The 26,285-nt window shown below is 71.7% G+C and carries 16 protein-coding genes and 1 pseudogene; 11 read left to right on the top strand and 6 right to left on the bottom strand.

Features of this window, described 5'->3' with window-relative positions; genetic code table 11:
- A pseudogene (locus ACFQ8C_RS29045) lies at window positions 1-297 on the bottom strand (hypothetical protein); the annotation flags it as partial.
- A 552-nt stretch (window positions 298-849) separates the two neighbouring features.
- Here ACFQ8C_RS29045 and ACFQ8C_RS29040 point away from each other — a divergent pair.
- From ACFQ8C_RS29040 to ACFQ8C_RS29030, 3 genes are all read left to right on the top strand, one after another.
- The gene (locus ACFQ8C_RS29040; protein ID WP_383462916.1) at window positions 850-1,899 is read left to right on the top strand and encodes a substrate-binding domain-containing protein; all 1,050 of its coding nucleotides are present in this window, start codon (window positions 850-852) and stop codon (window positions 1,897-1,899) included.
- Between the two features lie 112 nt (window positions 1,900-2,011).
- Entirely contained in the window at window positions 2,012-3,616 is a 1,605-nt protein-coding gene (locus ACFQ8C_RS29035; RefSeq protein WP_383462913.1) for a sugar ABC transporter ATP-binding protein, read from the top strand.
- Window positions 3,613-4,641, top strand: coding sequence for an ABC transporter permease (locus tag ACFQ8C_RS29030; RefSeq protein ID WP_383462910.1), 1,029 nt, complete (start codon window positions 3,613-3,615; stop codon window positions 4,639-4,641). The genes ACFQ8C_RS29035 and ACFQ8C_RS29030 overlap by 4 nt, the downstream gene beginning before the upstream one ends.
- A 544-nt stretch (window positions 4,642-5,185) precedes the next feature.
- On the opposite strand, the gene ACFQ8C_RS29025 is transcribed toward ACFQ8C_RS29030, so the two are convergent.
- From ACFQ8C_RS29025 to ACFQ8C_RS29010, 4 genes are all read right to left on the bottom strand, one after another.
- A complete protein-coding gene (locus ACFQ8C_RS29025; protein WP_383462907.1) occupies window positions 5,186-6,937 on the bottom strand; it encodes a beta-galactosidase family protein in 1,752 nt (583 codons plus the stop codon).
- 148 nt (window positions 6,938-7,085) lie between these two features.
- A complete protein-coding gene (locus ACFQ8C_RS29020) occupies window positions 7,086-8,420 on the bottom strand; it encodes an ABC transporter substrate-binding protein (RefSeq protein WP_383462905.1) in 1,335 nt (444 codons plus the stop codon).
- An 85-nt stretch (window positions 8,421-8,505) separates the two neighbouring features.
- A complete protein-coding gene (locus tag ACFQ8C_RS29015; protein ID WP_383462902.1) occupies window positions 8,506-9,495 on the bottom strand; it encodes a carbohydrate ABC transporter permease in 990 nt (329 codons plus the stop codon).
- A gap of 4 nt (window positions 9,496-9,499) precedes the next feature.
- Entirely contained in the window at window positions 9,500-10,426 is a 927-nt protein-coding gene (locus ACFQ8C_RS29010) for a carbohydrate ABC transporter permease (protein ID WP_383462899.1), read from the bottom strand.
- A 273-nt stretch (window positions 10,427-10,699) separates the two neighbouring features.
- On the opposite strand from ACFQ8C_RS29010, the gene ACFQ8C_RS29005 reads away from it, so the two are divergent.
- Window positions 10,700-11,698: a LacI family DNA-binding transcriptional regulator gene (locus ACFQ8C_RS29005; protein WP_383462922.1), complete on the top strand. Its 999-nt coding sequence runs from the start codon at window positions 10,700-10,702 to the stop codon at window positions 11,696-11,698.
- A gap of 169 nt (window positions 11,699-11,867) precedes the next feature.
- Here ACFQ8C_RS29005 and ACFQ8C_RS29000 read toward each other — a convergent pair whose 3' ends face one another.
- Window positions 11,868-12,863, bottom strand: a complete 996-nt coding sequence (locus ACFQ8C_RS29000) for a LacI family DNA-binding transcriptional regulator (RefSeq protein ID WP_383462919.1) — start codon at window positions 12,861-12,863, stop codon at window positions 11,868-11,870.
- Between the two features lie 431 nt (window positions 12,864-13,294).
- On the opposite strand from ACFQ8C_RS29000, the gene ACFQ8C_RS28995 reads away from it, so the two are divergent.
- From ACFQ8C_RS28995 to ACFQ8C_RS28965, 7 genes are all read left to right on the top strand, one after another.
- Entirely contained in the window at window positions 13,295-14,734 is a 1,440-nt protein-coding gene (locus ACFQ8C_RS28995) for an RICIN domain-containing protein (RefSeq protein ID WP_383462896.1), read from the top strand.
- A gap of 300 nt (window positions 14,735-15,034) precedes the next feature.
- Complete coding sequence (locus ACFQ8C_RS28990) at window positions 15,035-17,455, top strand: RICIN domain-containing protein (protein WP_383462893.1); 2,421 nt, start codon at window positions 15,035-15,037, stop codon at window positions 17,453-17,455.
- A 276-nt stretch (window positions 17,456-17,731) separates the two neighbouring features.
- Complete coding sequence (locus ACFQ8C_RS28985; RefSeq protein ID WP_383462890.1) at window positions 17,732-18,529, top strand: DeoR/GlpR family DNA-binding transcription regulator; 798 nt, start codon at window positions 17,732-17,734, stop codon at window positions 18,527-18,529.
- A 198-nt stretch (window positions 18,530-18,727) separates the two neighbouring features.
- Window positions 18,728-21,496 (top strand): SpoIIE family protein phosphatase, encoded by a 2,769-nt coding sequence (locus ACFQ8C_RS28980; protein WP_383462887.1) that lies wholly within the window; start codon window positions 18,728-18,730, stop codon window positions 21,494-21,496.
- 95 nt (window positions 21,497-21,591) lie between these two features.
- A complete protein-coding gene (locus tag ACFQ8C_RS28975) occupies window positions 21,592-22,740 on the top strand; it encodes an ABC transporter substrate-binding protein (RefSeq protein WP_383462884.1) in 1,149 nt (382 codons plus the stop codon).
- Between the two features lie 314 nt (window positions 22,741-23,054).
- On the top strand, window positions 23,055-24,506 hold the full coding sequence (locus ACFQ8C_RS28970) for an RICIN domain-containing protein (RefSeq protein WP_383462881.1): 1,452 nt from the start codon (window positions 23,055-23,057) through the stop codon (window positions 24,504-24,506).
- A 226-nt stretch (window positions 24,507-24,732) separates the two neighbouring features.
- Window positions 24,733-26,247: an alkaline phosphatase family protein gene (locus ACFQ8C_RS28965; protein WP_383462878.1), complete on the top strand. Its 1,515-nt coding sequence runs from the start codon at window positions 24,733-24,735 to the stop codon at window positions 26,245-26,247.
- Window positions 26,248-26,285 lie beyond the last annotated feature (38 nt).

Raw genomic sequence — 26,285 nt, 5'->3', positions numbered from 1 at the left:
CCCCTGGGCCGGGTCTGGTGCCCGGCCGGCGACGCGGATGAGCCTCCGGTGCCCGGACCCGTCGAGGCCGTGACGGCCGAACTCCCGTCCCGAGCCGGACCGTTCGACGCCGACGGGTGGAAGCCCGGGCTCGTCGGCGGCCACCGCGTCGACGAACGCCCTGCCGGGCTCCGGGGCGAGGGCGTCGAGGGCGACGAGGGCGGTCGGCTCGAAGAAGGCACCATCCCTCCTGCCTCCTGCCTCCTGCCTCCTGCCTCCTGCCTCCTGCCGCCCGGTGCGACGGTGACGCCGCGGCACCCGTTGAGGTCCCGTCGCGGTCGAGGCGGGCCGTGTCTCCGCCACCGTCGCCGACTCCCCGCCGGCCGACGGGAGGGCGGCGGTCAGGGCGGCTCTCGTCCCGCCCCCCTGGGTCGTACCGCACCGGGCACGCCGTCCGCGCTGTCGATCCCGCGCAGGAGACGGCGCCCGAGGTGCCCCGAGGTGGCACGAGGTGACTCCAACATATTTCAACATCTTGATGGCGAGGGGTACGGGTCGTCGAGGTAGGTGATCTTCCTGCGGATCCCCATGTCAGGGCGTTGGTAACGGCGAAGTATCGATCAGGGGCCGCGCGGAAGGTCTGTTGACTTTTGATGAGAACAGCGATTTTCTGTGGTGCATCGAGTTGATTAACGGTTGACCGTGGCGACTTCAACACTCCTGGAAACGCCCGGCCGTCCGCTCTCGCACCGTCGTCGGACAGGAAGGGAACCGTCGTTCCCTCTTCCTCGCCGCGAGCCCGCGCGAGTCCACCTGATTCCGTGCTTCACCGGCCGGCCGTGCGCGGTCCGTCCGAGCAAGGGGTATGACATGTTCATTGAAAGAAACCGGCGGCCGATGGCGGCGGCGGCCCTGGGGCTGGCCTCCGTCCTCGCTCTGACCTCCTGCTCCAGCGGCCAGCAGGCGGCGGGTTCGGGGGGCGGGGAGGTCGCCAAGGTCGACGGCAAGATATCCCTGACGTACCTCCAGAAGCAGGGCGACCAGGAGTACTTCGTCGGGGAGGCGGCCGGCGCCAAGGCCAAGGCGGACGAGCTCGGCATCGACCTCAAGGTCGTCAACCTCGGCACCGACGCCAACAAGACCATCAGCGAGGCCCAGTCCGCGATCTCGCAGAAGAGCAACGGCCTCATCGTCGTCGTCCCCGACCCGGCCGTCGGCCCCCAGGTCGCCCAGCTCGCCAAGGACGCCGGCATCGCCCTCCTCACCTCCGACGACCAGATCTGCACCACCGGACCCGACCCGGCCTCCTGTCCGGCCGACGCCCTGGTGCCCCGGATCGGCTTCAGCGGCGCCCAGATGGGCGGCGAGGTCGGCAAGCGCGCCGCCGCGGAGTTCCTGAAGGCCGGCTGGAACCCGGCCGAGACCCGCACCATCTCCGCCTGGAAGCAGGACGTGACCGTCTGCACCGACCGCGTCAAGGCGTCCAAGGAAGCCTTCGCCGCCGCCGGCGCCAAGGTCCAGAACATCGACGTCCCCACGGACAACAGCCCCACCGGCGCGCAGGACAAGATCGCGGCCACCGTCACCGCCAACCCGAGCGTCAAGCACTGGGTGGTCTGGGGCTGCAACGACGAGAACGTCCAGGGCGGGGTGACCGCCCTGGAGAACGCCGGCTTCAAGGCCGACGACGTCATCGGCGTGGGCCTCGGCGCCTACCTGGCCTGCAAGAACTGGAGCTCGGGCAAGCCGTCCGGCATGAAGGCCGCGCTGTTCATCAACGGCGAGGACGTGGGCGCCCTGGCCGTCCAGACGATGTACGACAAGCTCAAGAACGGCAAGGCCTTCCCCAAGGAGGCGTTCGCCCCGACCACGATGGTCGACGCCGCCACCTGGAAGTCCGCCGGAGTGACCTGCGGCTGAACCGCGGCCGCAGCGCCGGTGCGGCGGACCGCCCCGCCCGCCGCACCGGCTTCCCCCACCTCGCCCGGCGCCCCCTCGGCCCGTACCCGACCCTCCAGCCCGTGAGGCCAGCATGACCACACCCGGCATCCCACACCCCGCGTCGACGACCCCAGGTGCCGGTGTCGCCGTCGAGAACATCACCAAGCGCTTCGGTGCCGTCCAGGCCCTGGGCGGCGTCACCCTGTCCTTCCCGCCCGGGCGGGTCACCGCCCTCATGGGCGAGAACGGCGCGGGCAAGTCCACGCTCCTGAAGATCCTCACCGGCGACCACCAGCCCACCGAAGGGCGCGTCCTCCTCGACGGCGCCCCGGTCTCGTTCGCTTCCCCGCAGGACGCGCGCCGGGCCGGGATCCGCATCATCCCGCAGGAGCCGGAGATCATCCCCCACGTCTCCGTGGCGGAGAACGTCTACGCCGGATCCCTCCCCCGCAAGGCCGGCCGACGCCTCGACCGCGCCGAGCTGCGCCGCAGGATCACCGCGGACCTGGCCCGACTCGGCTTCGACAAGGTCATCGACCCCGATCTGCTTGGCTCCCAACTGACCGCTGCGCAGCGCCAGTTGGTGGAGATCCTGCGGGCGCTCACGGGCGAGGCCAGAGTCATCGCCTTCGACGAGCCGACCTCCTCGCTCGCGGAGAACGAGGCCGAGGCCCTGTTCGCCCTGATCGACCGGCTGCGCGCCCAGGGCATCGCGATCATCTACGTCTCCCACCGCATGAAGGAGATCTTCCGGCTCGCGGACCGCATCGCCGTGCTCCGTGACGGCGCCTCCGCCGGCGTCCTCGACGCCGCGCGGACCACCGAGAGCGAAGTCGTGCGGATGATGGTCGGCCGCGACCTCTCCTCGCTGTTCGTACGGCAGGACGTCGCCCGCGACGACGTCGTCCTGGAGCTGGACGGCGTCACCACCGACGACGTCACCGACATCAGCCTCCGGATCAGGGCGGGGGAGGTGGTCGCCCTCGCCGGGCTGATGGGCGCGGGGCGTTCGGAGCTGGCACTCGCGCTCGCGGGCGACCGCCCCCTGCGCTCCGGCCGGATCACCCTCGGCGGCCGGCCCCTGCGGCTGCGCAGCCCCAAGGACGCCATCCGGGCCGGCATCGGCCTGGCTCCCGAGGAGCGCAAGGCCCAGGCCCTCTTCCTCCAGCGGTCCATCCGCGACAACACCTCCCTGGTCAGCCTGGAGCGACTGCGCCGGGCGCGCTTCGTCCGCAGCGGCCCGGAGAAGGCCGTCGCCCAGGAGTTCTCCGACCGGCTCAGGGTGCGCACCCCGTCCATCGAGCACGAGGTGCGCAAACTGTCCGGCGGCAACCAGCAGAAGGTCGTCCTCGCGCGGTGGCTGCTGCGCCGGCCGAAGGTCCTGATCCTCGACGAGCCCACGCGCGGCATCGACATCGGAGCCAAGGCGGAGATCTACCGGATCATCGCCGACCTCGCGCGGGACGGCGTCGCCCTGCTCGTGATCTCCTCCGAACTCCCCGAGGTGCTCGGACTCGCCGACCGCGTGGTGGTGATGCAGAACGGTCGCGTCACCGGCGAACTCGGCCGGGCCGAGGCGACCGAGGAGTCGATCCTCGCCCTCGCCATGGCCGACGACCTCGCCCCCCTGGACCCCGCCCCCGCTCCGGCCACCGCCCGGCCCCGCACCGACTCCGCCCATGGAGGCCCCCGATGACCACCGCCACCACCTCCCCGGCCGAGACCGGGCAGGCCCCGGAGACGGCCCGCAAGCGCTCGCCGCTGGCCGCCCTCGGCGGGCAGAACCTCAGCCTCATCGGCGCGCTCGTCGTGGTCCTCGGGCTGTTCGGCTTCCTCAACGAGAACTACCTGAGCCTGTCGAACCTCCAGGTGATCGCGGAGGCCGCCACCATCACCGGCCTGCTGGCCGTCGTCCAGACCGTCGTCATCATCTGCGGCGGCCTCGACATCTCCGTCGGCTCCCAGGTCGGCGTCGCCTCCGTCGTCAGCGCCATGGCCTTCACCGCCACCGGCTCCAACGCCTTCGTCGGCATGCTCGCCGCCGTCGGCGTCGGCGTGCTGGTGGGTGTCGTCAACGGCGTCGTCATCGTCTACGGCCGGGTCAACCCCACCATCGCCACCCTCGCCGGCCTCGCCGCCTACAAGGGCCTCGCCCAGCTCCTGTCCGACGGCCGCGCGCAGGGGTACGTCCTCAACGACCCGGTCTTCGTGTTCCTCGGCCGCGGCAAGATCGCCGGCCTCCCGGTGATGGTCTGGATCCTCATCGTCGTCGCGATCGCCGTGCACGTCATGCTCCGGTACACCGACATCGGCCGCAACGTCTACGCGATCGGCGGCAACGACACCGCCGCCCGCCTGGCCGGCATCGACATCAACAAGTACCTCGTCGCCGTCTACGCCCTCATCGGCGTCGTCGCCGCCGTCGCCGGCATCCTGCTCACCGCCCGCACCGGCTCCGGCCAGCCCGTCTCCGGCAGCGAGGGCCTCGAACTCAAGGCCATCACCGCCGCCGCCCTCGGCGGCTGCGCCCTCAAGGGCGGCAAGGGCGGCGTCGGCGGCACCCTCCTCGCCGTCGCCCTCCTCGGCGCCCTGGAGAACGGCCTGACCGTCCAGGGCATCAACACCTTCTGGCAGAACGTCGCCCAGGGCGCCCTGCTCGTGGCCGCGGTGGTGATCCAGCAGCGCCGCAACGGCGAACGGGCCGTCGGCCTTCCGCACTGACCGGACGTACGCCGCGAGGCCCGCCTCCTTCGGGAGGCGGGCCTCGACGCGTTCCGGCGTCCGTCCGGGAGGAGCGGGGCCGTTGGGAGGAGCGGGGGCGGACGGGCGGGAGCGCCGTAGGCCCTGTGACGGGTCGGCCTGTCGTACGCGACGGGCGGCGGCCCGCCCGGACGACGCACCGCCGTCGGCGACCCGGACCGGGGTCGGCCACGTGGGTCTCCCGCCCGTGCGGGCCGGACCTCACGACGGCCCCGCTCCTCCCGGGCGGCGCCCCGCGCCGCGCCACGCCCTTGTCCGACGGGGCCCGGCGCTACAGGGGAGGGGGCGCAGTCGTACGGGGGAGGGCGCGCCCTCCGTACCGCGCGGGTCGCCGCCGGTCGGAGGCCGACGCGTCCGGCGGTGGCCCGGGCCGCCCCGGGCCGGGCCGCGCGCACGGGGCGGGGAACGACGAAGCCGCCCTCCCGGATGCCGGGAGGGCGGACAGGCGTGGGAAACGGGGCCGGGCCCGGGCGGGGACGCGACCGGGCCCGGCGGTACCGGGGTCCTACTCCTCGGTGGGGCCGAGGTCGGGCGTGGCGCGGAAGTCGACGGTACGGGCCCGGGGGCCGGCGTGGAGCTCCAGGACGACGAGTTCGTTCGTGCCGGACCGCAGGACCGGCGCCGGCACGTACAGCGACCGCTGCGGACCGCGGGACCAGTAGCGGCCGAGCGCGAAGCCGTTGACCCAGGCGTTGCCCTTGGTCCAGCCGTCGAGGTGGAGGAAGGTGTCGGCGGGCTCGGCGAGTTCGAAGGTGCCCCGGTGGAAGGCCGGGCCCACGGGGGTCGTCGTGGTGGCCGAGAAGGGGACGTCCTCCAGGGCGGTGAGCGGGAGCGGCCGGTTCGTCCACGCCGTCGGCTCGACGCCGTCGAGGGACACGGTGCCGAGCAGCCCCTTGCGGTCGTGGATGCCCTGGCCGTAGTTCACCCGGCCCTGGTTCTCCACCAGGATCGAGAGCACGCTGCCGGCCCGGGGTGCCGTGAAGGCCAGGGCGTGCTCGTGGTTCTCCCGCTCCAGGACGCCCACCGGCTGCCCGTCGACGAAGACCTGGGCGCGGTCGCGGACGTGCTCGACCTCCAGCAGCACGGGGCCGCCCAGGGGAAGGACGGTTTCGTAGAGGACGAAGCCGAAGTCCTGTTCCAGCTCCTCCATGGTCAGCGGCCGTCGGGAGTCGATCCGCGGCGCCAGCGCGGCGGCGCTCGGCAACAGTCCGGCGCTCTCCGCCAGCGTGACCGCGGGGACGGCCAGTTTGGCCCCCGGGGCGGGGACGGGACCGTCGGGAACGGGGGCGTACTTGGCGATGACGTCGCGGAAGGCGGTGTACTTCGGGGTGGGGTCGCCCGCCTCGTCGAGGGGCGAGTCGTAGTCGTAGGAAGTGACGGTGGGGCGGTAGGTGTGCTTGTCGTTGGCGCCGTTGGTGAAGCCGAAGTTGGTGCCGCCGTGGAACATGTAGAAGTTGACCGAGGCGCCGGTGGCGAGGACCTCGTCGAGTTCGCGGGCGGCGTCGTCGGGGTCGCGGACCACGTGGCTGGCGCCCCAGCGGTCGAACCAGCCGATCCAGAACTCCGTCGTCATCAGCGGCCCGTCGGGGCGCGCGGCGCGCAGCGCGGCCAGGTGGTGGGCCGAGCGGCTGCCGAAGTTGGCGGTGGCGAGGACGCCGGGCAGGGCGCCCCGGTCGAGGTCGGCCGGCTGGTCGCAGGTGAACAGGGGGACGTCGACACCGCAGGCGCGCAGCGACGCGGCGATGTGCTCCAGGTAGGCGGTGTCGTCGCCGTAGGCCCCGTACTCGTTCTCCACCTGTACGGCCAGGACCGGGCCGCCCCGTGAGGAGAGGTGCGGCTGGAGCGGGGTGAGCAGGCGGTGGAAGAAGTCGTCCACCGCGGCCAGGAACCGGGGGTCGCGGGAGCGCAGCCGGATGTCCGGCTCGGTGAGCAGCCACGAGGGCAGGCCGCCGCCCTCCCACTCCGCGCAGATGTACGGACCGGGGCGGAGCAGGACGTGCAGTCCCTCGGCGGCGGCGAGTTCGAGGAAGCGGGGGAGGTCGAGGCCGCCGTCCAGGACGAAGTGGTCGGGCCGCGGCTGATGGAGGTTCCAGGGGACGTAGGTCTCGACGGTGTTGAGCCCCATCAGCCGGGCCTTGCGGAGCCGGTCCGCCCACTGGTCGGGGTGGACCCGGAAGTAGTGCAGCCCGCCGGACAGGAAACGGAAGGGCCGGCCGTCGAGCAGGAATCCGGCCTTGTCTATCTGGAGTTCGGGCATGCGCTGTGTGCTCCTGTGTACGTGAAGGGTCGTGCGGGGTCAGGCGCCGCCGAGGGGTGTTTGCGTAAACATACAGGACGTGGCGATCCCTTCCCGCGGTCGTGCCGGGGCGGAGCCGGACTCCGGCTCCGCCCCGCGGTGCGCAGGATTACTTGTTGACGTCGAAGCCCTGGTCCTGGCCGTACTTGACGCTGGCGTCCTGCCAGGCCTTGAGGCCGTCGGTGAGCTTGGTGGGGCTGACGTAGGCCTTGCCGACGGTGTCGTTGAAGATGGAGTTGGCGTAGACCTGGTAGGGGAGGTAGGACCAGTCGGCGCCGACGTTGCGGGCGGATTCGGCGAAGACGCGGTTGGCCTGCTGGCCGCCGAAGTAGGGGAACTCGGTGTCGAGGAAGGCCTTGGATTCGAGGTCGGCGCGGGTGGCGGGGAAGGCGCCGGCGGTGACGCGGGTGGTGGCTCCGGTGCCGGTGGTGGCGAACTCGGTGAAGGCGTAGGCGAGTTCCTTGTTCTTGGCGGCCTTGGGGACGGCGAGGGAGCTGCCGCCGTTCTCGGCGGTGGTCTTGTCGCCCTTGGTCCACTGGGGGAGGGGGGCGACGCGCCAGTCGCCGGAGGCGGAGGCGACGCCGGAGGTGAAGTTGGCGGGCATCCAGGCGCCGATGGAGAGGGTGGCGATGGAGCCGTCGGCGAGTCCCTTGTACCAGGCGTCGCTCCAGGAGCTGACGGGGGCGACGAGCTTCTCGTCGAGGAGCTTCTGCCAGGTGGCGGCGTACTTCTGCGTCCCCTCGTCGGCGAAGTTCACCGTGACCTTGGTGCCGTCGGTCTTGTAGGGGCGCCCGCCGGCCTGCCAGATCAGACTCGTGGTCGCGCCCGCGTCGCCGGTGTCGTTGGTGATGAAGAGCTTCGGGTCGGCCTTGTGCAGGGTCCGGGCGGCCTCCACGTACTCGTCCCACGTGGTGGGCACCTTGATGCCGTGCTTGTCGAAGACCTTCTTGTTGTAGAAGAACGCCATCGGACCGGAGTCCATCGGCAGGGCGTAGATCGACTTGTCCTCCGTGACCGCGTTCCACGGGCCGGTGGTGAAGCTCGTGCCGTACCGGTCGGCGCCGTAGGGGGAGAGGTCCTCGACGGACTTGCCGATGGTGAACTGGCCGAGGGCGTAGTACTCGACCTGGGCGACGTCGGGGGCGCCGGATCCGGCGGAGATGGCGTTCTGGAGGGCGGTGTACTGCTTGTCGCCGGTGCCGGCGTTGACGAGTTCGACGTCGACGTTGGGGTACTTCTTCTCGAAGTCCTCCGCGACCTTCTTCAGGGTGGGCTCCCAGGCCCAGACGGTGACCTTGCCGCCCTTCTCCAGTGCGGCGTTGATGTCCTTCGGGCCGCTGTCGCCGCCGTCGGAGGCGTCGGACCCGCACGCCGTGGCGGTCAGGGAGAGCGTGGCCAGTACGGCGAGCGCGCCGAGCAGTCTGCGGGTGGTGTGGTTGCGCATGGGAGGTGCTCCAGGTCGAGGGTGCGGGTGGGGAGGGACTTCCGGGAAGGGGACCGGGGGACAGGAGGGGCTCAGGGGCGGGCGGTCATTCCTTGACGCTGCCGGCGGCCAGGCCGGACTGCCAGTACCGCTGGAGCAGCAGGAAGACGGCCACGATCGGGACGATCGTGAGGAGGGAGCCGGTGATGATGAGGTCGAAGACGGCCTCGCCGCCTGCGGTCTGGGCCTGCGCGTTCCAGGCGTTGAGACCGAGGGTGAGCGGGTACCAGTCGGGGTCCTTGATCATGATCAGCGGCAGGAAGTAGTTGTTCCAGGTCGCCACCATCGAGAACAGCAGCACGGTGACGGTGCCCGGCACCAGCAGCGGGAGGGCGACGGTGAAGAAGGTGCGCAGTTCCCCGGAGCCGTCGATGCGCGCGGCTTCCAGGAGCTCGGTCGGTACGGCCTCCGCGGCGAAGACCCACATCAGGTAGAGGCCGAAGGGCGAGATCAGCGACGGGATGATCACGGCCCACGGGGTGTTGGTGAGGCCCATGCCGCTGAACATGAGGAAGGTGGGCACGGCGAGGGCGGTGCCGGGGACGGCCACGGCGCCGATGACGACCGCGAAGACCGCCTTGCGGCCGGGGAAGTCGTACTTGGCGAGGGCGTAGCCGCCGAGGACGGCGAGGACGGTGGCGCCGCCCGCCCCGGCGGCGACGTACAGGAGGGTGTTGAGGAACCAGCGGACGAAGACGCCGTCGTCGTAGGAGAGCGTCCGGCCGATGTTGTCCCAGAAGTGCGTGTCCTCCGCGAACCAGAGTCCGAAGGAGTCGAGCAGTCCCTTCTGGTCCTTGGTGGCGTTGATGACCAGCCAGGCCAGCGGGAGCAGGGTGTAGACGAGGACGAGGCCGGTGACCAGGGTCAGCGGGATGCTGGGGCGGGGGTTGAGCGGGGTGTGGGGGATCCGCCGCCCGCGGCGCCCGGCCGCGGCGGGGCGCGCGCGGCGCGCGGAGGCGGTGTCGGTGTCGCCGTCGCGCGGCCCGGGGGAGGACGGGGAGCGCTCGGCGGTCGCGGTGGTCATGGAGGTGGTCATCGGCTCAGCCCTTCCGCATGCCGCGCAGCTGGACCGTGTACGCGATGATCGCCGTGATGACGCCCATCACGATCGCCACGGTCGCGGCGTAGTTGTGCTGCTGGCCCGCGAAGGACAGCGAGTAGGTGTAGAGGTTCGGGGTGAAGTCGCTGGTGATGGCGTTGGGAGCGAGCTTCTGCAGGATGCTCGGCTCGTTGAAGAGCTGGAAGCTGCCGATGACCGAGAAGATCGTGGCGATGACCAGCGCGCTGCGGATCGCCGGCAGTTTGACCGAGGTCACCACGCGCCACTCGCCCGCGCCGTCGATCGCCGCGGCCTCGTACAGCGAGCGGGGCACCACCTTGAGCGCGGAGTAGAAGATCAGCATGTTGTAGCCGACGAACTCCCAGGTCACGATGTTGCCGAGGGAGGCGAGGACCAGGGACGGGGAGAGCGGGTCGGGCAGCGCGGTCCCGAGGGAGTCGTTGATGTTGCCGACCAGGCCGAACTGCGTGCCGTACATGAACCCCCAGATCAGGCTGGCGACGACGGCGGGGACGGCGTAGGGGAGGAAGATCGAGACCCGGAAGAACGCCTTGCCGTACAGCCTGCCGCTGTCGATCGCGAGGGCGACGAGGAGGGCGATGCCGAGCATGACCGGCACCTGGACCAGGAGGAAGAGGCCGACCCGGGTCAGCCCCTCCCAGAAGCGCGGGTCGGTGAGGGCGTCGCCGTAGTTGTCGAGGCCGACGAAGGAGGTGCCGCCGACGAGCCGGTCCCGGAAGAAGCTCAGGTACAGGGCGTAACCGATCGGCGCGAGGAACACCAGGCCGAAGACCGCGACGAAGGGGCCGGCGAACCCCCATCCCACCCAGGCTTCCTTGCGGAGACGGAAGAGGGTCAGTGGGCGGGGCGGTGGTGCTGCCGCAGCGCGCGTCGGGAGGAGCGTCATGGCTGGGTCCTTGCGTCGATGACCGAGCGGTCGGGAGACGGGGAGCGGAGTTCTGGGGCCTATGGCCGAGAACCGGCCTGTGAGAAAGGCTGCCGACGAGGAATGTTTACGTAATCATCGGTAGGGTGATGGTGGCATTCCCGCTGGGGGGCGTCAAGCACGAACTGGCAGCGAATGAGAGGGATTCGGGTGACCGAGCAGAACGCGACCGACCGGTCGCCGGCCGCGAGCGACGGCCGGCGGGGGGTGCGCACCAGGCCCCGCAGGGTCTCCATGGCGGATGTCGCCAGGCTGGCGGGGGTCTCCTCGCAGACGGTGTCCCGGGTGTCCAACGGCGACGCGGCCGTCGTCGAGGCGACCCGGCGGAAGGTCCTCGACGCGATGAAGGAGCTGGGCTACCGCCCCAACAGCGCGGCCCGCGCCCTCAAGCGCGGCGACTTCCGGGCCATAGGCGTCATCATCGGCGGACTCGCCAGCACGGGCAACGTCAGGACCCTGGACGCCGTCACCGCCTCGGCGTCCCGCGCCGGCTACGCGGTCACCCTCATCCCGCTCGACGCGCCCACCCAGGAGAACGTCAAGGGGGCCTTCTCCCGCCTCGACGAGCTGGCGGTCGACGCCGTCGTGCTGATCATGGAGGTGCACCTGCTCGACGCCGTCGCCCTCACCCTGCCGCCGCACGTCAAGGTGGTCGTGGTGGACTCGGACGCCACCGGCCGCTTCCCGGTGGTGGACACCGACCAGCGGCAGGGCGCCCGCACCGCGGTGCGGCATCTGCTCGGCCTCGGCCACGGCACGGTATGGCACGTCGCGGGCCCGGAGGAGTCCTTCTCCGCGGGCCGGCGCGCCGAGGCGTGGGAGGCGGCCCTGCGCGAGGAGGAACGCACGGTGCCTCCCGCCCTGCGCGGGGACTGGACCCCCGAGTCGGGGTACGAGGCGGGCCTGCGGCTCGCCGACGAGGACTCCTGCACGGCGGTCTTCGTGGCCAACGACCAGATGGCCCTCGGGGTGCTGCGGGCCTTCCACGAGCGCGGCGTGCGCGTCCCCGAGGACGTGAGCGTCGTCGGTTTCGACGACATCCCCGAGGCGGCCTCCTTCATCCCGCCCCTGACCACCGTCCACCAGGACTTCTCCCAGGTCGGAGGGTTGTGCGTCGACGCCGTCCTGCGCGAGCTGGCGGGCGAGACGGTGACCGGGGTGCGGCTGGTGCCGACCACGCTGGTGGAACGGCGCAGCACGACGTCCCCCGGCGCGCGCGGACGGGAGAGCTGAGACCGCGCGTCCGGGGCGGACGCGCGGAGGAGCCCTTTCCGGCCAGGCGGGAGGGAGCGGGAGGGGAGGGGGCGGCCGGATGCGCGGGCCGGCCGGAGCGTGAGGGCGGACCGGCCTCGGGGCGTGCCGACCGGAGCGCGAGAGCGGGTGGCGGGAGGGCGGACCGGCCTCAGGCCGTGGCGCCCGGCCGGGGCGGCGCCGTGCTCGACCGGACCACGAGGACGGGTTCCACCGCCCTGCGCCGCGGTCCGTCCGTACGGCCTTCGATCTGGTCGAGCAGCAGGGCGACGCAGTGCTTGCCGACCACCTCGAAGTCCTGGTGGACGGTGGTCAGGGGCGGATGGAGGTACGCGGCCTCGGCGATGTCGTCGAAACCGGCCACGCTGACGTCGCCCGGCACGCTCTTGCCCACCTCGTGGAGGGCGCGCATCAGGCCCATCGCCATCTGGTCGTTCGCGGCGAAGACGGCCGTGACCTCCGGCCGCCGGGCGATGTCGAGCCCGGCCCGGTACCCCGATCTCGCCGACCAGTCCCCGTGCGCCACCGGCGGGACGGGCGCGCCCGCCTCCTCCAGGGTCCGGCGCCAGGCGTCGGCACGCCGGCGCGCGGCGAAGGAGTCGGGCGGGCCGGCGAGGTGCCAGACCGTACGGTGGCCGAGGCCGAGCAGGTGGGAGACCACGCTGTGGGAGCCGTGGGCCTGGTCGAAGTCGACGTTGGGGTAGCGGTGGCCGGTGTCGCCGTCGGCGACGACCACCGGCATCGACGGCGGCAGGCGCAGCGAGGGGGTGTCGAGCATCTGCGACTCGACCAGCACGATGCCGTCGACCGACTGCAGCATCAGGTGCTGGAAGGCGTGGCGCACGGCGGCCTCGGTCTGGGCGCGTACGCCCATGAAGTTCACGGAGAAGTCGGCCTCGCGGGCGGCGTCGGCGATCGCGCCGAGCGTACGGGCGTTGCCGTGCGCGCCCACGTCGAAGCTGACCACGCCCAGTGCTCCGAAGCGGCCGGTGACCAGCGCGCGGGCCGCCGTGTTGGGGCGGTAGCCGAGCGACTGCATGGCGGCGAGCACCTTCTCGCGGGTGGCGGAGTCGACGTTCTGCCGGTTGTTCGCGACCCGGGAGACGGTCTGCGAGGAGACGCCCGCCAGCGCGGCGACGTCCGCCATGGAGGGCCACTGGCGGGCCGGCCGGGAGCGGGGCGACCGCGTCGTGTTCTCCGTCGCCATGCGTATGACCTTCCGCCGCGGACCGCCGGGGCCGCCGCACGGAAGGCCCACTGTGTTGACGTAAACATACCAGCCGGTCAATCTTCGGCGGATCGTGTCCGAATCCTTGACAGCCCCGGGCGCCCCTCCCAAACTCTCGTCCCAAGCGCTCGTGTTAACGCGAACATGGCGCGGTGACACCTCTCCGTAACACGGTGGTCACCTCCCCTCGGTGGCGTCGCCCCCCCGGCGATCACCTTCGTCCGACACGCGATCCCACGGGCGCGATCCCCGTTCACCGCAGGCACCCCGCACCGGAGGTGCGTCCTCGCCTGCCCCATCCGCCACACCAGCCCCTCCTCCCTCCCCCCCAGACCGCGAGGTACGCGCTCATGCGACGCACATCCTCGGGGACGGCCACGGTGCTCACAGCGCTCTGTGCCGTTCTCCTCTCCCTCCTCGGCAGCGCCGGCACCGCCCATGCCGCGGCCGTCACCGTCACCAACGCCACCCAGTTCACCGATCCGGCGGGCAATCCCGTGCACGCCCATGGTGGTGGGGTGCTGAAGGTGGGCGAGTACTACTACTGGTTCGGTGAGAACCGCAACGCCGACAACAGCTTCCGGTATGTCTCCGCCTATCGTTCGACCGATCTGAAGACGTGGGAGTTCCGTAACCACGTGTTGAAGCAGGAGACGGATCCGGAGTTGGCCGGTGCGAACATCGAGCGGCCGAAGGTGATCTACAACGCGGCGACGGGTCAGTTCGTGATGTGGATGCACAAGGAGGGCAGTGCGAGCGATTACAGCGAGGCGCGGGCCGCGGTGGCGGTGTCGGACACGGTGGACGGTGACTACGCGTGGCGGGGCAGTTTCCGGCCTCTGGGTCACATGTCGCGTGACATCACGACGTTCGTGGACACGGACGGTACGGGGTACATGATCTCGGCGGCGAACGAGAACGCGGATCTGCATGTGTACCGGTTGACGTCGGACTACACGGGTATCGACGCGCAGGTGCAGAAGCTGTGGTCGGGGCAGTGGCGGGAGGCTCCGGCGATGTTCAAGCGCAATGGTGTGTACTTCCTGCTGACGTCGGGTGCCACGGGGTGGTCGCCCAACCAGCAGAAGTACGCCACGGCCACCAGTGTGACCGGTTCCTGGAGCGGCCTGAAGGACGTCGGAGACTGGAACACCTACGGCTCCCAGACCGCGTACGTCCTGCCGGTGCAGGGGACCAACGGGACGGGCTACCTCTACATGGGCGACCGCTGGGGCAACTCCATGGGCGGCATGGTCGGCGACTCCCAGTACGTCTGGCTCCCGCTGAAGTTCCCCACCGACACCACGATGACCATGGACTACCACCCGCAGATCACCGTGGACACGGCCACCGGCTCGGTGCAGGGCCTCGGGACGTGGGAGACGCTGACCGCCTCGCACAGCGGCAGGTGCGCCGACGTCGCCGACCGCTCCACCGCCGAGGGCGCCGCCCTCATCCAGTGGGGCTGCGCCAAGAGCGTCAACCAGCAGTTCTGGCTGAAGTCCGCCGGCAACGGCCGGGTGCAGATCGTGGCCCGCTACAGCGGCAAGTGCCTCGCCGCCCGTGACGCTTCGAAGGCCGACGGCGCCGCGATCGTCCAGTACTCCTGCAACGGCACCGCCGCCCAGCAGTGGACGGTGAAGGCCTCCGGCGGCACCGTCCAGCTGTCCGCCGTCCAGAGCGGCAAGTGCCTGGACGTCATGAACAACTCCACCGGTGACGGCGCCCCGCTCATCCAGTGGAGCTGCAACAACGGCGCCAACCAGAAGTGGCTCCGCACGGCCGCCTGACCGCCGTCCGGACCGCACCGGGCAGGCCCCGGCCCCCGTCGGGGCCTGCCCCACCCACGCCCGCCCCCAGTACCACTCGGCCGCCCCCCGTACCACTCGGCCGCACCCCGTACCACTCGGCCATCCCTCCCCCCGCACCACCCGGCCCTCCCCCCCCGCACCACCCGGCCCTCCCCCCCGCACCACCCGGCCCTCCCCCCCGCACCACCCGGCCATCCCCCCCGCCTCCGTCCGCGCCGCTCCCGTCCGCGCGGCCCCCTCGGCGATCAACGACCAGCGATCAACTCAGGGAGATCGACCATGCCCTCCACCCGTGAACGACCCCCGAACCGCGTGCGCAGGAGTGGCGCGGTCCTGGCCGCCGCCGCCGTGGCCGCGCTCGTCGCGACCGGCCTCTCGCCCCTGTCCTCCGCGGCGGCCGAGACCACCGGGCAGGCGGTGACCGTCCGCCCCGACCCCAGCTACCAGCAGCAGCCGTTCGAGGGCTGGGGCACGGCGCTCGCCTGGTTCGCCAACGTCACCGGAGGCTGGCCGGACGCCCAGCGCAACGCGCTCGCCGACGCCCTCTACGGCGCCGACGGCCTTGGCCTCAACATCGCCCGCTACAACATCGGCGGCGGAGACAGCCCCGAGACCACCCCCTACATGCGGGCCGGCGCCGCCGTCCCCGGCTGGTGGAACCGTCCGGGACCGGAGTCCCCCGACTGGTGGGACCCGGACAACCCCACCCACTGGAACGCGAACGCCGACGCCAACCAGCGCTGGTGGCTCACCGCGGCCAAGGCGCGCGGCGCCGACACGTTCGAGGCCTTCTCCAACTCCGCGCCCTACTTCATGACCCGCAGCGGTCTCGTCTCGGGCAACTGGAACGCCGGGGAGGACAACCTCCGCTCCGACCAGTACGAGCGGTTCGCCGCGTACCTCTCGGGCGCCATGAAGCGCGCGCAGAACGCCACCGGTGTCACCTTCGACACCCTTTCGCCCATCAACGAACCCCACACCAACTACTGGGGTGCGGGCGGCCGGCAGGAAGGCTCCCACTGGGACCCCGCCTCCCAGGCCCGCATGATCACCACCATGCGGGCCCGGCTGAACGCCGACGGCGTCAGCACGCCCATCGCCGCCATGGACGAGACCAACCCGAACACCTTCCGCACCAACTGGGACACCTACGACACGGCGGCCAAGGCCGCGATCGGCCGGCTCAACACCCACACGTACAGCACCGGCGGCCGTACCGGAGCGCGTGACATCGCCAAGGGGACGGGCACCCCGCTGTGGATGTCCGAGGTCGACCTCGGCGGCAGCGTCGGACAGAGCTTCACCGACATGAGCCCCGCACTCGACCTCACCCAGCGCGTCAACGAGGACTTCCGCGAGCTGGAACCCCGCGCCTGGGTGCTGTGGCAGGCCGTCGAGGACTACGAGAACATGACGCCGGCCCGCGAGAACTCCAACTGGGGCCTCATCCAGACCGACTTCACCCCGGCCGACGCCGCCACCGAGCCGCTGCGCAAGAACAAGAAGTACTGGGCGATGGCGAACTACACCAAGTTCGTCCGCCCGGGCGCCCGCGTCATCAACACCGACAACGCCGACACCTTCGCCGCCCTGCGGCCGGCCGGCCAGGGCACGGTCGTCGTCCACACCAACCCCACCGGTGAGCCCCAGCGGCTCACCCTGAACCTCGCCGGGTTCCAGAACGTGGGCACGGGCGCCGTCCAGCGCTACACCACCGACGGCACCAAGAACCTCCAGCGCGAGAGCGACCTCGCCCCCGTCGGCAAGACGCTCACCGCCACCGTGGGCGCGGGCTCCGTCACGACCTTCGTCCTGCCCTCCGCGACGGGCGTGAACGTCTCCGACGCCACGGCTCCCACCGGCGCCGCGCGGCAGCTGCTCAACGACAACAGCGGCAAGGCCCTGGCCGTCGCCACGAGCGGTGGTCAGAGCACGCTGGTCCAGCGCACCTCCAGCCCCGGCACCACGGCGCAGCAGTGGAAGTTCACCAAGCTGTCCTCGTCCGACTGGGGCAACACCGCGACCTACCGCATCACGAGCGTCGCCAACGGCAAGGCCCTCGCGGCTCAGGGCGGCTCCCTCGCCCTGGTGGCCTCGGGCACCTCCGCCGAGCAGAAGTGGCTGCTGTCCACCACGGGGGACGGGCACCACACCCTCGTCAACAGCGCGAGCGGCGGACTCCTCGACGTCAGCGGCGAGTCCACGAGCGACGGCGCGCCCGTCGGCGTCTACCGTCCGACGACCGGGTCCAACCAGTCCTGGACCCTCCGTCCCGTCGCCGCGGACACCTGGACGCCCCTGCGCCTGCGGCACAGCGGCAAGTGCCTCGACGTGAGCGGCACCTCCACCGCGGACGGCGCCCAGGTGGTCCAGTACACCTGCGGCGGCGCGACCAACCAGCAGTGGTCCCTGCGCCCCGCGGGCGGCGGCTACGTCAACGTCGTCGCCCGGCACAGCGGCAAGTGCCTCGACGTCACCAACGAGTCGACCGCCGACGGCGCGGTCGTCTTCCAGTACGCCTGCAACGGCGGCGCCAACCAGCAGTGGTCGGCCCACAGGTCGCCCGACGGCTTCCTCACCCTGCTGGCCCGGCACAGCGGCAAGTGCCTGGACGTGAGCGGCGCCTCCACGGCGAACGGCGCCGCGGTCGTCCAGTACGCCTGCTCCGCCGCCGCCAACCAGCAGTTCACCACCTCGTAGCGCCCCCCGGCCGGTCCGGGAGCCGTTCGGTTCCCGGACCGGCCCTTTCCCGGGCCACCCACGAGGGCGCTCACCGGGCCACCCACGAAGGCGCTCACCGGGGTACCCGCCAGGTCACCCGCCGAGGCACCCACCAGCCCGCCGAGGCACCCGCCGGGGCGGGCACGCACCGCCCCTCAGCTGGAGGTATGTATCCTGTTCGAATCTGATGACTTCGGTTGGCCTCGCGCCGACCGGTTCCTTCGCGGGACGGACAACACGGGGGCGGAGGAGCCGGTGCTGGCGCTACAGCGGCGAGCGGTGATCCTCGACCTCGTACGCCGTGACGGCGCCGTGCGGGTGGCCCACCTCGTCGAGCGGCTCGGCGTCTCCGACATGACCGTCCGCCGGGACCTGGAGGCGCTGGCCCGGTCCGGATCCCTGGAGAAGGTGCACGGGGGAGCCGTCGCGACGTCCACGACCACCACCGGCGAGGAACCCGGCTTCGAGGCCAAGGTCGACGTCGAGTCCGCGGCCAAGGCCGCGGTGGCCACGGCGGCGGCCACCCTCGTGAAGCCGGGCAGCGTCGTGGCCCTCTCCGGCGGCACGACCGCCTTCGCGGTCGCGGCCCGGCTGCGGCACATCCCGGGTCTCACCGTCGTCACCAACTCCCTGCCCGTCGCCGACCTGCTCCGCGCGTACGCCGAGGAGCCGGACGCGGGCGCCCCCACCGTGCTCCTCACCGGCGGCGCCCCGACGAGGTCGGCCTCGCTGGTGGGGCCGCTGGCCGACCAGGCGATCCGCTCGCTGCGGGTGGACCTCCTGATCATGGGCGCCCACGGGGTGTCCGAGCGCGCGGGCGTGACCTCCCCGAACCTCGCCGAGGCGCAGACCAACCGTGCGCTGATCGACTCCGCGTCCCGGCTCGCCGTGGTCGCGGACCACACCAAGTGGGGCGTGGTGGGGCTGAGCCGCTTCGCCGCGCTCGGCGAGATCGACTACTTCGTCTCGGACGCCGCGCTCGGCGAGGAGGCCCGGTCGGTGCTGAGCCGCGAGGTCGGCCGGCTGGTCGTCGCCGACACCGTCGGCGCCTGACGCCTCCGCCGCCCGGCCGGCCGCCCGGCCCGCGGTCGCTTTCGTCGGCCCGGCCCACGGTCGCTTCCTCCGGCCCGGTCCGAGGTCGCCTCCGCCGTCCGGTCCGCCGTCCGGCCGCGGGCGACTGCCGCCCCCGCTGTCCGGTCCGTGGGTCCCCATGCTTGCCAGGCACGAACCTAAAAGGGCTAAATATGGGGTATGAGTGGAGAAAAGGGCCATTCCAGGGGTGATCGCCCCGAAAGCCCTGACAGGGGGCCCCGGCGACTCGGAGCGTGGCTGACCACCCGCAGCGTCGCCCGCCAGGTCTTCCTCCTCCAGCTGGTCCTCGTGGTGCTCCTCGCCGCCGCCGCCGTCGTGGCGCTCGTCGTACAGGCCCGGCGCGACACCATGGCCGACGCCCGGCACCGGACCGTCGCCGCCGCCCAGGCCTTCGCCCACTCCCCGGGCCTCGTACAGGCCCTGGAGGACGACTTCCCCACGGTCGAGCTGCAGCCCCTCGCCGAAGGGGCCCGCAAGGCCGCCGGCATCGACGCCCTGATCGTGTACGAGCTCGACGGGATCACCCTCACCCACAGCGACCCCACCCAGCTCGGGAAGCACGTCATCGGACCGTACGCCGAAGCGGCGGCCGGCCGGCCCTTCACCCGCACCTTCCAGGGCGCTCTGGGCCTCTCCGTGGTCTCGGCGGCCCCCGTCAGGGACGCCCAGGGGGACGTCGTCGCCATCGTGTCGGCGGCGGTGACGGTCGAGAAGGTCCAGGACTCGCTGGACCAGCAGCTGCCCGCCTTCCTGGGCAGCGCGGCCGGCGCCCTCCTCCTCGTCGCCCTCGGCACGGGCCTCGTGAGCCGTCGGCTGCGCCGCCAGACCCACGGCCTGGGCCCGGCGGAGATGACCCGGATGTACGAGCACCACGACGCGGTCCTGCACGCCGTCCGCGAGGGCGTCCTCATCACCGGCCGGGACCGCCGGCTGCTGCTCGCCAACGACGAGGCGCGCCGGCTCCTCGACCTGCCGGCGGACGCGGAGGGCCGCCGCGTCACCGACCTGGGCCTCGACACCTCCCTCGCCGCCCTCCTGGCCTCGGACCGCATCGCCACCGACGAGGTGCACCTGGCCGCGGACCGCCTCCTCGCCCTCAACAAACGGGTCACGCTGCCCCCCGGCGGCCAGCACGGCAGCGTGGTGACCCTGCGGGACACCACCGAGCTGCGCTCCCTGTCCGGCCGGGCCGAGGTCGCCAGGGAGCGGCTGAGCCTGCTCTACGACGCCGGGGTGCGCGTCGGAACCACCCTGGACGTCGTGCGTACCGCCGAGGAGCTGGCCGAGGTGGCGGCCGCCTCCTTCTCGGACGTCGTCACCGTCGAACTCCTGGATCCCGTGCTCAGCGGGGAGGAACCGGCCGGGGCGAGCACCGAACTGCGCCGGACGGCCATCGCCGGCCTCACCGAGGACCACCCCCTCTACCCCTCGGGAGAGCTGATCCGCTTCGTTCCCGGAACGCCGGTGGACACCAGCGTCGCCGAGGGCCGCTCCGTGGTGGTGGACGACCTCGCCTCCTCGACCGGATGGCGCGCCCAGGACGAGGAGCGGGCCCGGCGGGTCCTCCGCTACGGGATCCACTCCCTGGCGGTCGTGCCGCTGCGCGCCCGGGGCGTGGTGCTGGGGGTGGCGAACTTCTGGCGGTCGGGCGCCTCCCCGCCGTTCTCCGACGAGGACCTGTCCTTCGCCGAGGAGCTGGCGAACAGGGCCGCGGTCTCCATCGACAACGCCCGCCGCTACACCCGTGAGCACACGATGGCGGTCACCCTCCAGCGCAGCCTGATGCCGCGCGGCTTCCCCGACGACGCGGCGCTCGACGTGGCCTCCCGCTACCTGCCCGCGGAATCCGGCGTGGGAGGCGACTGGTTCGACGTGATCCCGCTGCCCGGCGCCCGGGTGGCCCTGGTCGTGGGCGACGTCGTCGGCCACGGCCTGCACGCCGCGGCCACCATGGGCCGGCTGCGGATCGCCGTCCACAACTTCTCCGCCCTCGACCTCTCTCCGGACGAGCTGATCTGGCGCCTGGACGAACTCGTGGCCCTCATCGACGACCAGGACGAGTCGCCCGGGGACTGGGGGGAGACGATCACCGGAGCCACCTGCCTGTGCGTCGTCTACGACTCCGTCTCCGGCGAGGTCTCCGTCGCCAGCGCGGGTCACCTGCCGCCGGTGCTCGTCCGCCCCGACGGGACCACCGAGTTCCTCAGGTCCCCGGTCTCCCCGCCGCTCGGGCTGGGCGCCGGCATGCCCGTCGAGACGGCCCGGACGATCCTGCCGGAGGGCTCCCGGCTCGTGCTCTACACCGACGGCCTCCTCGTGGACCGCACCCAGGACCCCGACCGGAGCCTGGACGTCCTCCGCGACGCGCTCGCCGGGGCCGACCGCACGCCGGAGGAGACCTGCGCCGCCGTCATCGACACGATGCTGCCGGCGGGCTCGCCCGACGACGTCGCCCTCCTCGTGGCGCGGGTGAGCCGCATGGCCCCGGACAGGGTCGCCGAGTGGGACGTGCCGCGCGACCCGGCGGCCGTGGGGCCGGTCCGCAACGCGTGCGCCCGCAAGCTGGCCGAGTGGGGACTGGAGGACATCTCCTTCGGCTCCGAACTCATCCTCAGCGAACTGATCACCAACGCCGTCCGCTACGGCCTCGAACCGATCCGGGTGCGTCTCCTGTACGGCACCTCCCTGATCTGCGAGGTCTCCGACGGGAGCAGCACCGCCCCGTACATCCGGCGCGCCGCCGACACCGACGAGGGCGGACGCGGTCTCTTCCTCGTCGCCCAGTACGCCGAGAAGTGGGGCACCCGCTACTCCCCCCGGGGAAAGACCATCTGGGCGGCCCAGGCGACCGCCCCCGGCGCGGGTCCCGACCTGGACCACCTGGGGGAGGACGACATCCTCGGCCAGTGGGACGACGTGGAGCTGTGAGCCCGCGGCGGCCGCGCTCCACACGGACACCGGGAGGCCCCCCGAGTAGGGTGGGGAGCGTCTCCCCCGTCCCCTCTGCCCCTCGCGGAGATGCCGTGGTCGTACTCCCCCGGACGCGCGCCGCCGCACTCGCCGCCTGCCTCTGTGTCGCGGTGCTGGGCCTCGGCGGCTGCGGCGGGGAGAGCGAACCGGTCCGCGTGGTGTCCCCGGCCGTGGCGGGCTCCGCGGCGGAGGCGGGCGGCATGGACGCCCTGATCAAGGCGGCGAAGAAGGAGGGCACCCTCCACACCACGACCCTGCTGCGCCACTGGGCGAACTACGGCGGTCTGATGGACGGCTTCGAGAAGAAGTACGGCATCGAGATCGTCAACAGCAACCCGTTCGGGTCGAGCCGGGAGGAGATCGACGACATCAAGCGGAGCCGCGGCAAGGCGACCGCCCCCGACGTGCTCGACCTCGGTGACGCCTTCGCCCAGTCCGCCGCGCGCGAGGGCCTCCTCGCCCCCTACCGGGTGGCCGCCTGGGACAGCATCCCGCAGAACCAGAAGGATCCCGGGGGCGCCTGGTTCAACAGCTACGGCGGGTACGTGTCCATCGGCTGCGACCAGAGCAGGGTGGAGGTCTGCCCGGTCTCCTTCGCCGATCTGCTCAAGCCCGCGTACCGGGGCATGGTCGCGCTCAACGGCAACCCCACGACGGCCGGATCGGCCTTCGCCGGCGTGTACGCGGCCGCCCTGGCCAACGGCGGCTCGTTCGACGACATCCAGCCGGGCATCGACTTCTTCGCGAAGCTCGACGACGTCGGCAACTACAACCGCGGCAACCCCAACCCGGAGGCGATCGCCCGCGGCGAGACCCCCATCAGCATCGAGTGGGACTTCCTCAACCTCCGGCACGTGGACGAGCTGCGGGGCACCGACGTGCGCTGGAAGGTGTCCATCCCCTTCGACGGAAGCTTCTCGCAGTACTACGCCCAGGCGGTCAACAAGTACGCCCCGCACCCGGCGGCGGCCCGCCTGTGGCAGGAGTACCTCGCCGGCACGGACGGCCAGAACCTCCGGCTGGGGGGCTACGCCCGCCCGGTGCTCATGGACGTGATGGCCAAGGACGGCACCCTCGACGAGGAGAAGGCCGCCCGGCTGCCGACGATCGAGGGCGGCCCGCCGACGTTCCCCACGGCCGCGCAGCTGGCCAAGGCGCTGCGGGTGGTCGAGGCGAACTGGACCGAGGCCGTCGACGGGTGAGCGGAGCCACGGGGCGAAGGGCTACCGGAGAGTTCTCTTGACAGGCGGCCCACAGGCTTCCAGACTCTCCCCAACACCTCGCGTTAACGTAAACATGGAGCGGTGACGCCCAGCCGTAACACGGCGGCCACCTCCCCCGCCCCATGAGTCGCGACGCTCCGACCACCACTGCCGCACACGGGCCCGGTCGGCCGCCGCCTTCGCGTGCGCCTTCTCCGTACGCATCAACTCACCCCACCCCCCACGGGCACGCCCGGCCGGGGCGCACGCGCGCACCGACCGTGACCGGTCCGCACAGCAAGAGGTAAGTGATCATGTCGCGCAGAAGAACGGGGGCAAGGGCGGTCGTCGCCGCTCTGTCCGCCCTCCTCCTGTCCCTCGTGGGCGCCACGGGCACCGCCCACGCGGCCCCGGTGACCATCGCCAACGCCACCCAGTTCACCGATCCGGCGGGCAATCCCGTGCACGCCCATGGTGGTGGGGTGCTGAAGGTGGGCGAGTACTACTACTGGTTCGGTGAGAACCGCAATGCCGACAACAGCTTCCGGTATGTCTCCGCCTATCGTTCGACCGATCTGAAGACGTGGGAGTTCCGTAACCATGTGCTGAAGCAGGAGACGGATCCGGAGTTGGCCGGTGCGAACATCGAGCGGCCGAAGGTGATCTACAACGCGGCGACGGGTCAGTTCGTGATGTGGATGCACAAGGAGGGCAGTGCGAGCGACTACAGCGAGGCGCGGGCCGCGGTGGCGGTGTCGGACACGGTGGACGGTGACTACGCGTGGCGTGGCAGTTTCCGGCCTCTGGGTCACATGTCGCGTGACATCACGACGTTCGTGGACACGGACGGTACGGGGTACATGATCTCGGCGGCGAACGAGAACGCGGATCTGCACGTGTACCGGTTGACGTCGGACTACACGGGTATCGACGCGCAGGTGCAGAAGCTGTGGTCGGGGCAGTGGCGGGAGGCTCCGGCGATGTTCAAGCGCAATGGTGTGTACTTCCTGCTGACGTCGGGTGCCACGGGGTGGTCGCCCAACCAGCAGAAGTACGCCACGGCCACCAGCGTGACCGGTTCCTGGAGCGGCCTGAAGGACGTCGGCAACTCCACCACGTACCGCTCCCAGACCGCGTACGTCCTGCCGGTGCAGGGGACCAACGGGACGGGCTACCTCTACATGGGCGACCGCTGGGGCAACTCCATGGGCGGCATGGTCGGCGACTCCCAGTACGTCTGGCTCCCGCTGAAGTTCCCCACCCGGACGACCATGACCATGGACTACTCGCCCAGGATCACGATCGACGCCGCGGCCGGAAAGGTGACCGGCATGAACGCGCTCTGGGAGACGCTCTCGGTCCGCAGCAGCGGCAAGTGCGCCGACGTCTCCGACTTCGACTCCGCCGACGGCGCCCGGATCGTCCAGTGGGGCTGCAACGGGGACATCAACCAGCAGTACTGGTTCAAGAACGTGGGCACCAGCGGCTACGTCCAGATCATGGCCCGCAACAGCGGCAAGTGCCTGGAAGTCGACGGGGCTTCCGCCGAGGACGGCGCCGCGGTCGTCCAGCGCACCTGCGGCAGCGTGAAGTCGCAGCACTGGAAGGTCGAGCCCTCGGGCGACGCCGGCCACAGCAGGCTCGTCGCCCGGCACAGCGGAAAGTGTCTGGACGTCGCGGACTACTCGTACGCCGACGGCGCGACGCTCGACCAGTGGACCTGTAACGAGGGCCAGAACCAGCAGTGGAACCGCACCACCGTCTGACGGTGGTGACAGGGTGCCCCTCCGCCCGCGCGGTGGAGGGGCACCGCTCTGCCGACGGGGCATCCGACATCAGGTCACGAACAGATAACGGGTCTGAACCAAGCGTCATCGTCTGTTCACCTCTGGTGGTTTCCGCGTAAATCCGTTGCCCCTCGGCCAGGACCAGGCTCTTCCACGCCCGGCCGCGACGGCCGTGCACCCCCGCAGGCCTCTCCAAGGAGACTCCGTGCACCTGTCCCGTTCCCTTCGCGCCTCCCTCGTCGCCGCCCTCGCGGCGGCGTCGCTGCCGCTCGCCGCCGCCGCGGATGCCTCGGCCGGCGAGGCGGCGCCGTCCTCCGGCGCCACCGCGGCCGCGAAGCGTCCCAAGTCGCTGGTGATCGGCATCGACGGCGCGACGTTCGCCACGTTCGAGAAGGCGAAGATGCCGAGGGTCAAGGCCCTCATGGCGGGCGGCATGACCGCCACCGGCAACCTCTACGCGAACCCGATGGCCCCCACCTCCTCGGGCCCGGGCTGGTCGACCATCGCGACCGGCGTCTGGCCCGACAAGCACAAGGTCGTCGACAACGGCTTCGCCGGCGCCCGGTACGACCTCTACCCCGACTACGCCACCCGTCTGGAGACCGCCGACCCCGCGATCGACACCCTCGTCGTGGGGACCTGGAGCCCGATCCGCGACACCGTCTTCGGCCCCGCCGTCGACACCCGCCTCGGTGGTGTCGGCGACGCCGACACCACGGCGACCGCCGTCTCCCGGCTCACGACCACCGACGCGGACGCCACCTTCGTCCACCTCGACGAGGTCGACGGCGCCGGCCACACCTACGGCACCGGGCACCGGGCCTACCTCGACGCCCTCAACGCCGCCGACACCCGGATCGGCCGGATACTCGACGCCGTCGCCTCCCGCGCCGCGTACGCCGACGAGGACTGGCAGATCGTCGTCACCGCCGACCACGGCCACGCGCCGGGCGGTGGCCACGGCGGCAACACCCCCGCCGAGCGCCAGACCTTCGTCATCGCCAAGGGCGTCGGCTTCACACCGGGTTCGGTCCGCCACGACGTCAAGGTCACCGACATCGCCCCCACCGTCCTCGCCCACTTCGGGATCGCCAACGACCCCGCGTGGCAGCTCGACGGGAAGGCGATCGGCACCCTCACGCCCGACGCCTTCGACCCGCTCCGGCCCTCCCTGAACAGCCGCGTCGACGAACTCGCCCTGGCGTCCACCGTCAAGGGATGGACGACCACCGCCCCCGGCGGCTGGACCGTCGACAACTCCGCCATGCCCGCCGGCGGCGTCACCGAGTGGCGCGGCTGGTCCTTCGCGACCGACGAGTTCTGGAGCAACACGGACCGGGGGCAGGGCCGCGAGACCAGCGTCCGCTCGCGCGACGTCTTCGCCGTCGCCGACTCCGACGAGTGGGACGACAAGACCCACGGCGCCGGGCAGTTCGACTCCACCCTCGTCAGCCCCGCCCTCCCCGTGACCGGCGGCGCCCCGGCGACCGTCTCCTACGCGACGAACTACAAGGTGGACGGCCCGCAGACCGGAGACGTCTTCCTCTCCTTCGACGGCGGACCCCGGCAGCTGCTGCGGTCCTACCGCGCGGACCTCAACGCCTTCGAGAAGCTCACGGTCGCCGTCCCCGCCGGCGCCACCACCGCCCGGCTGTACTTCCGCTACACGGGCACCAACAGCGCCTTCTGGACGATCGACCAGGTGACCCTCACCCCCTGACGACACCCCGGCACGGGGAGGCGGGAGCGGCCCACGGC

The organism is Streptomyces sp. NPDC056503, assembly GCF_042794995.1.
GTDB lineage: Bacteria > Actinomycetota > Actinomycetes > Streptomycetales > Streptomycetaceae > Streptomyces.
The sequence above is the reverse complement of the archived record's forward strand: the minus strand, read 5'-3'. Positions and strand labels throughout refer to the sequence as shown.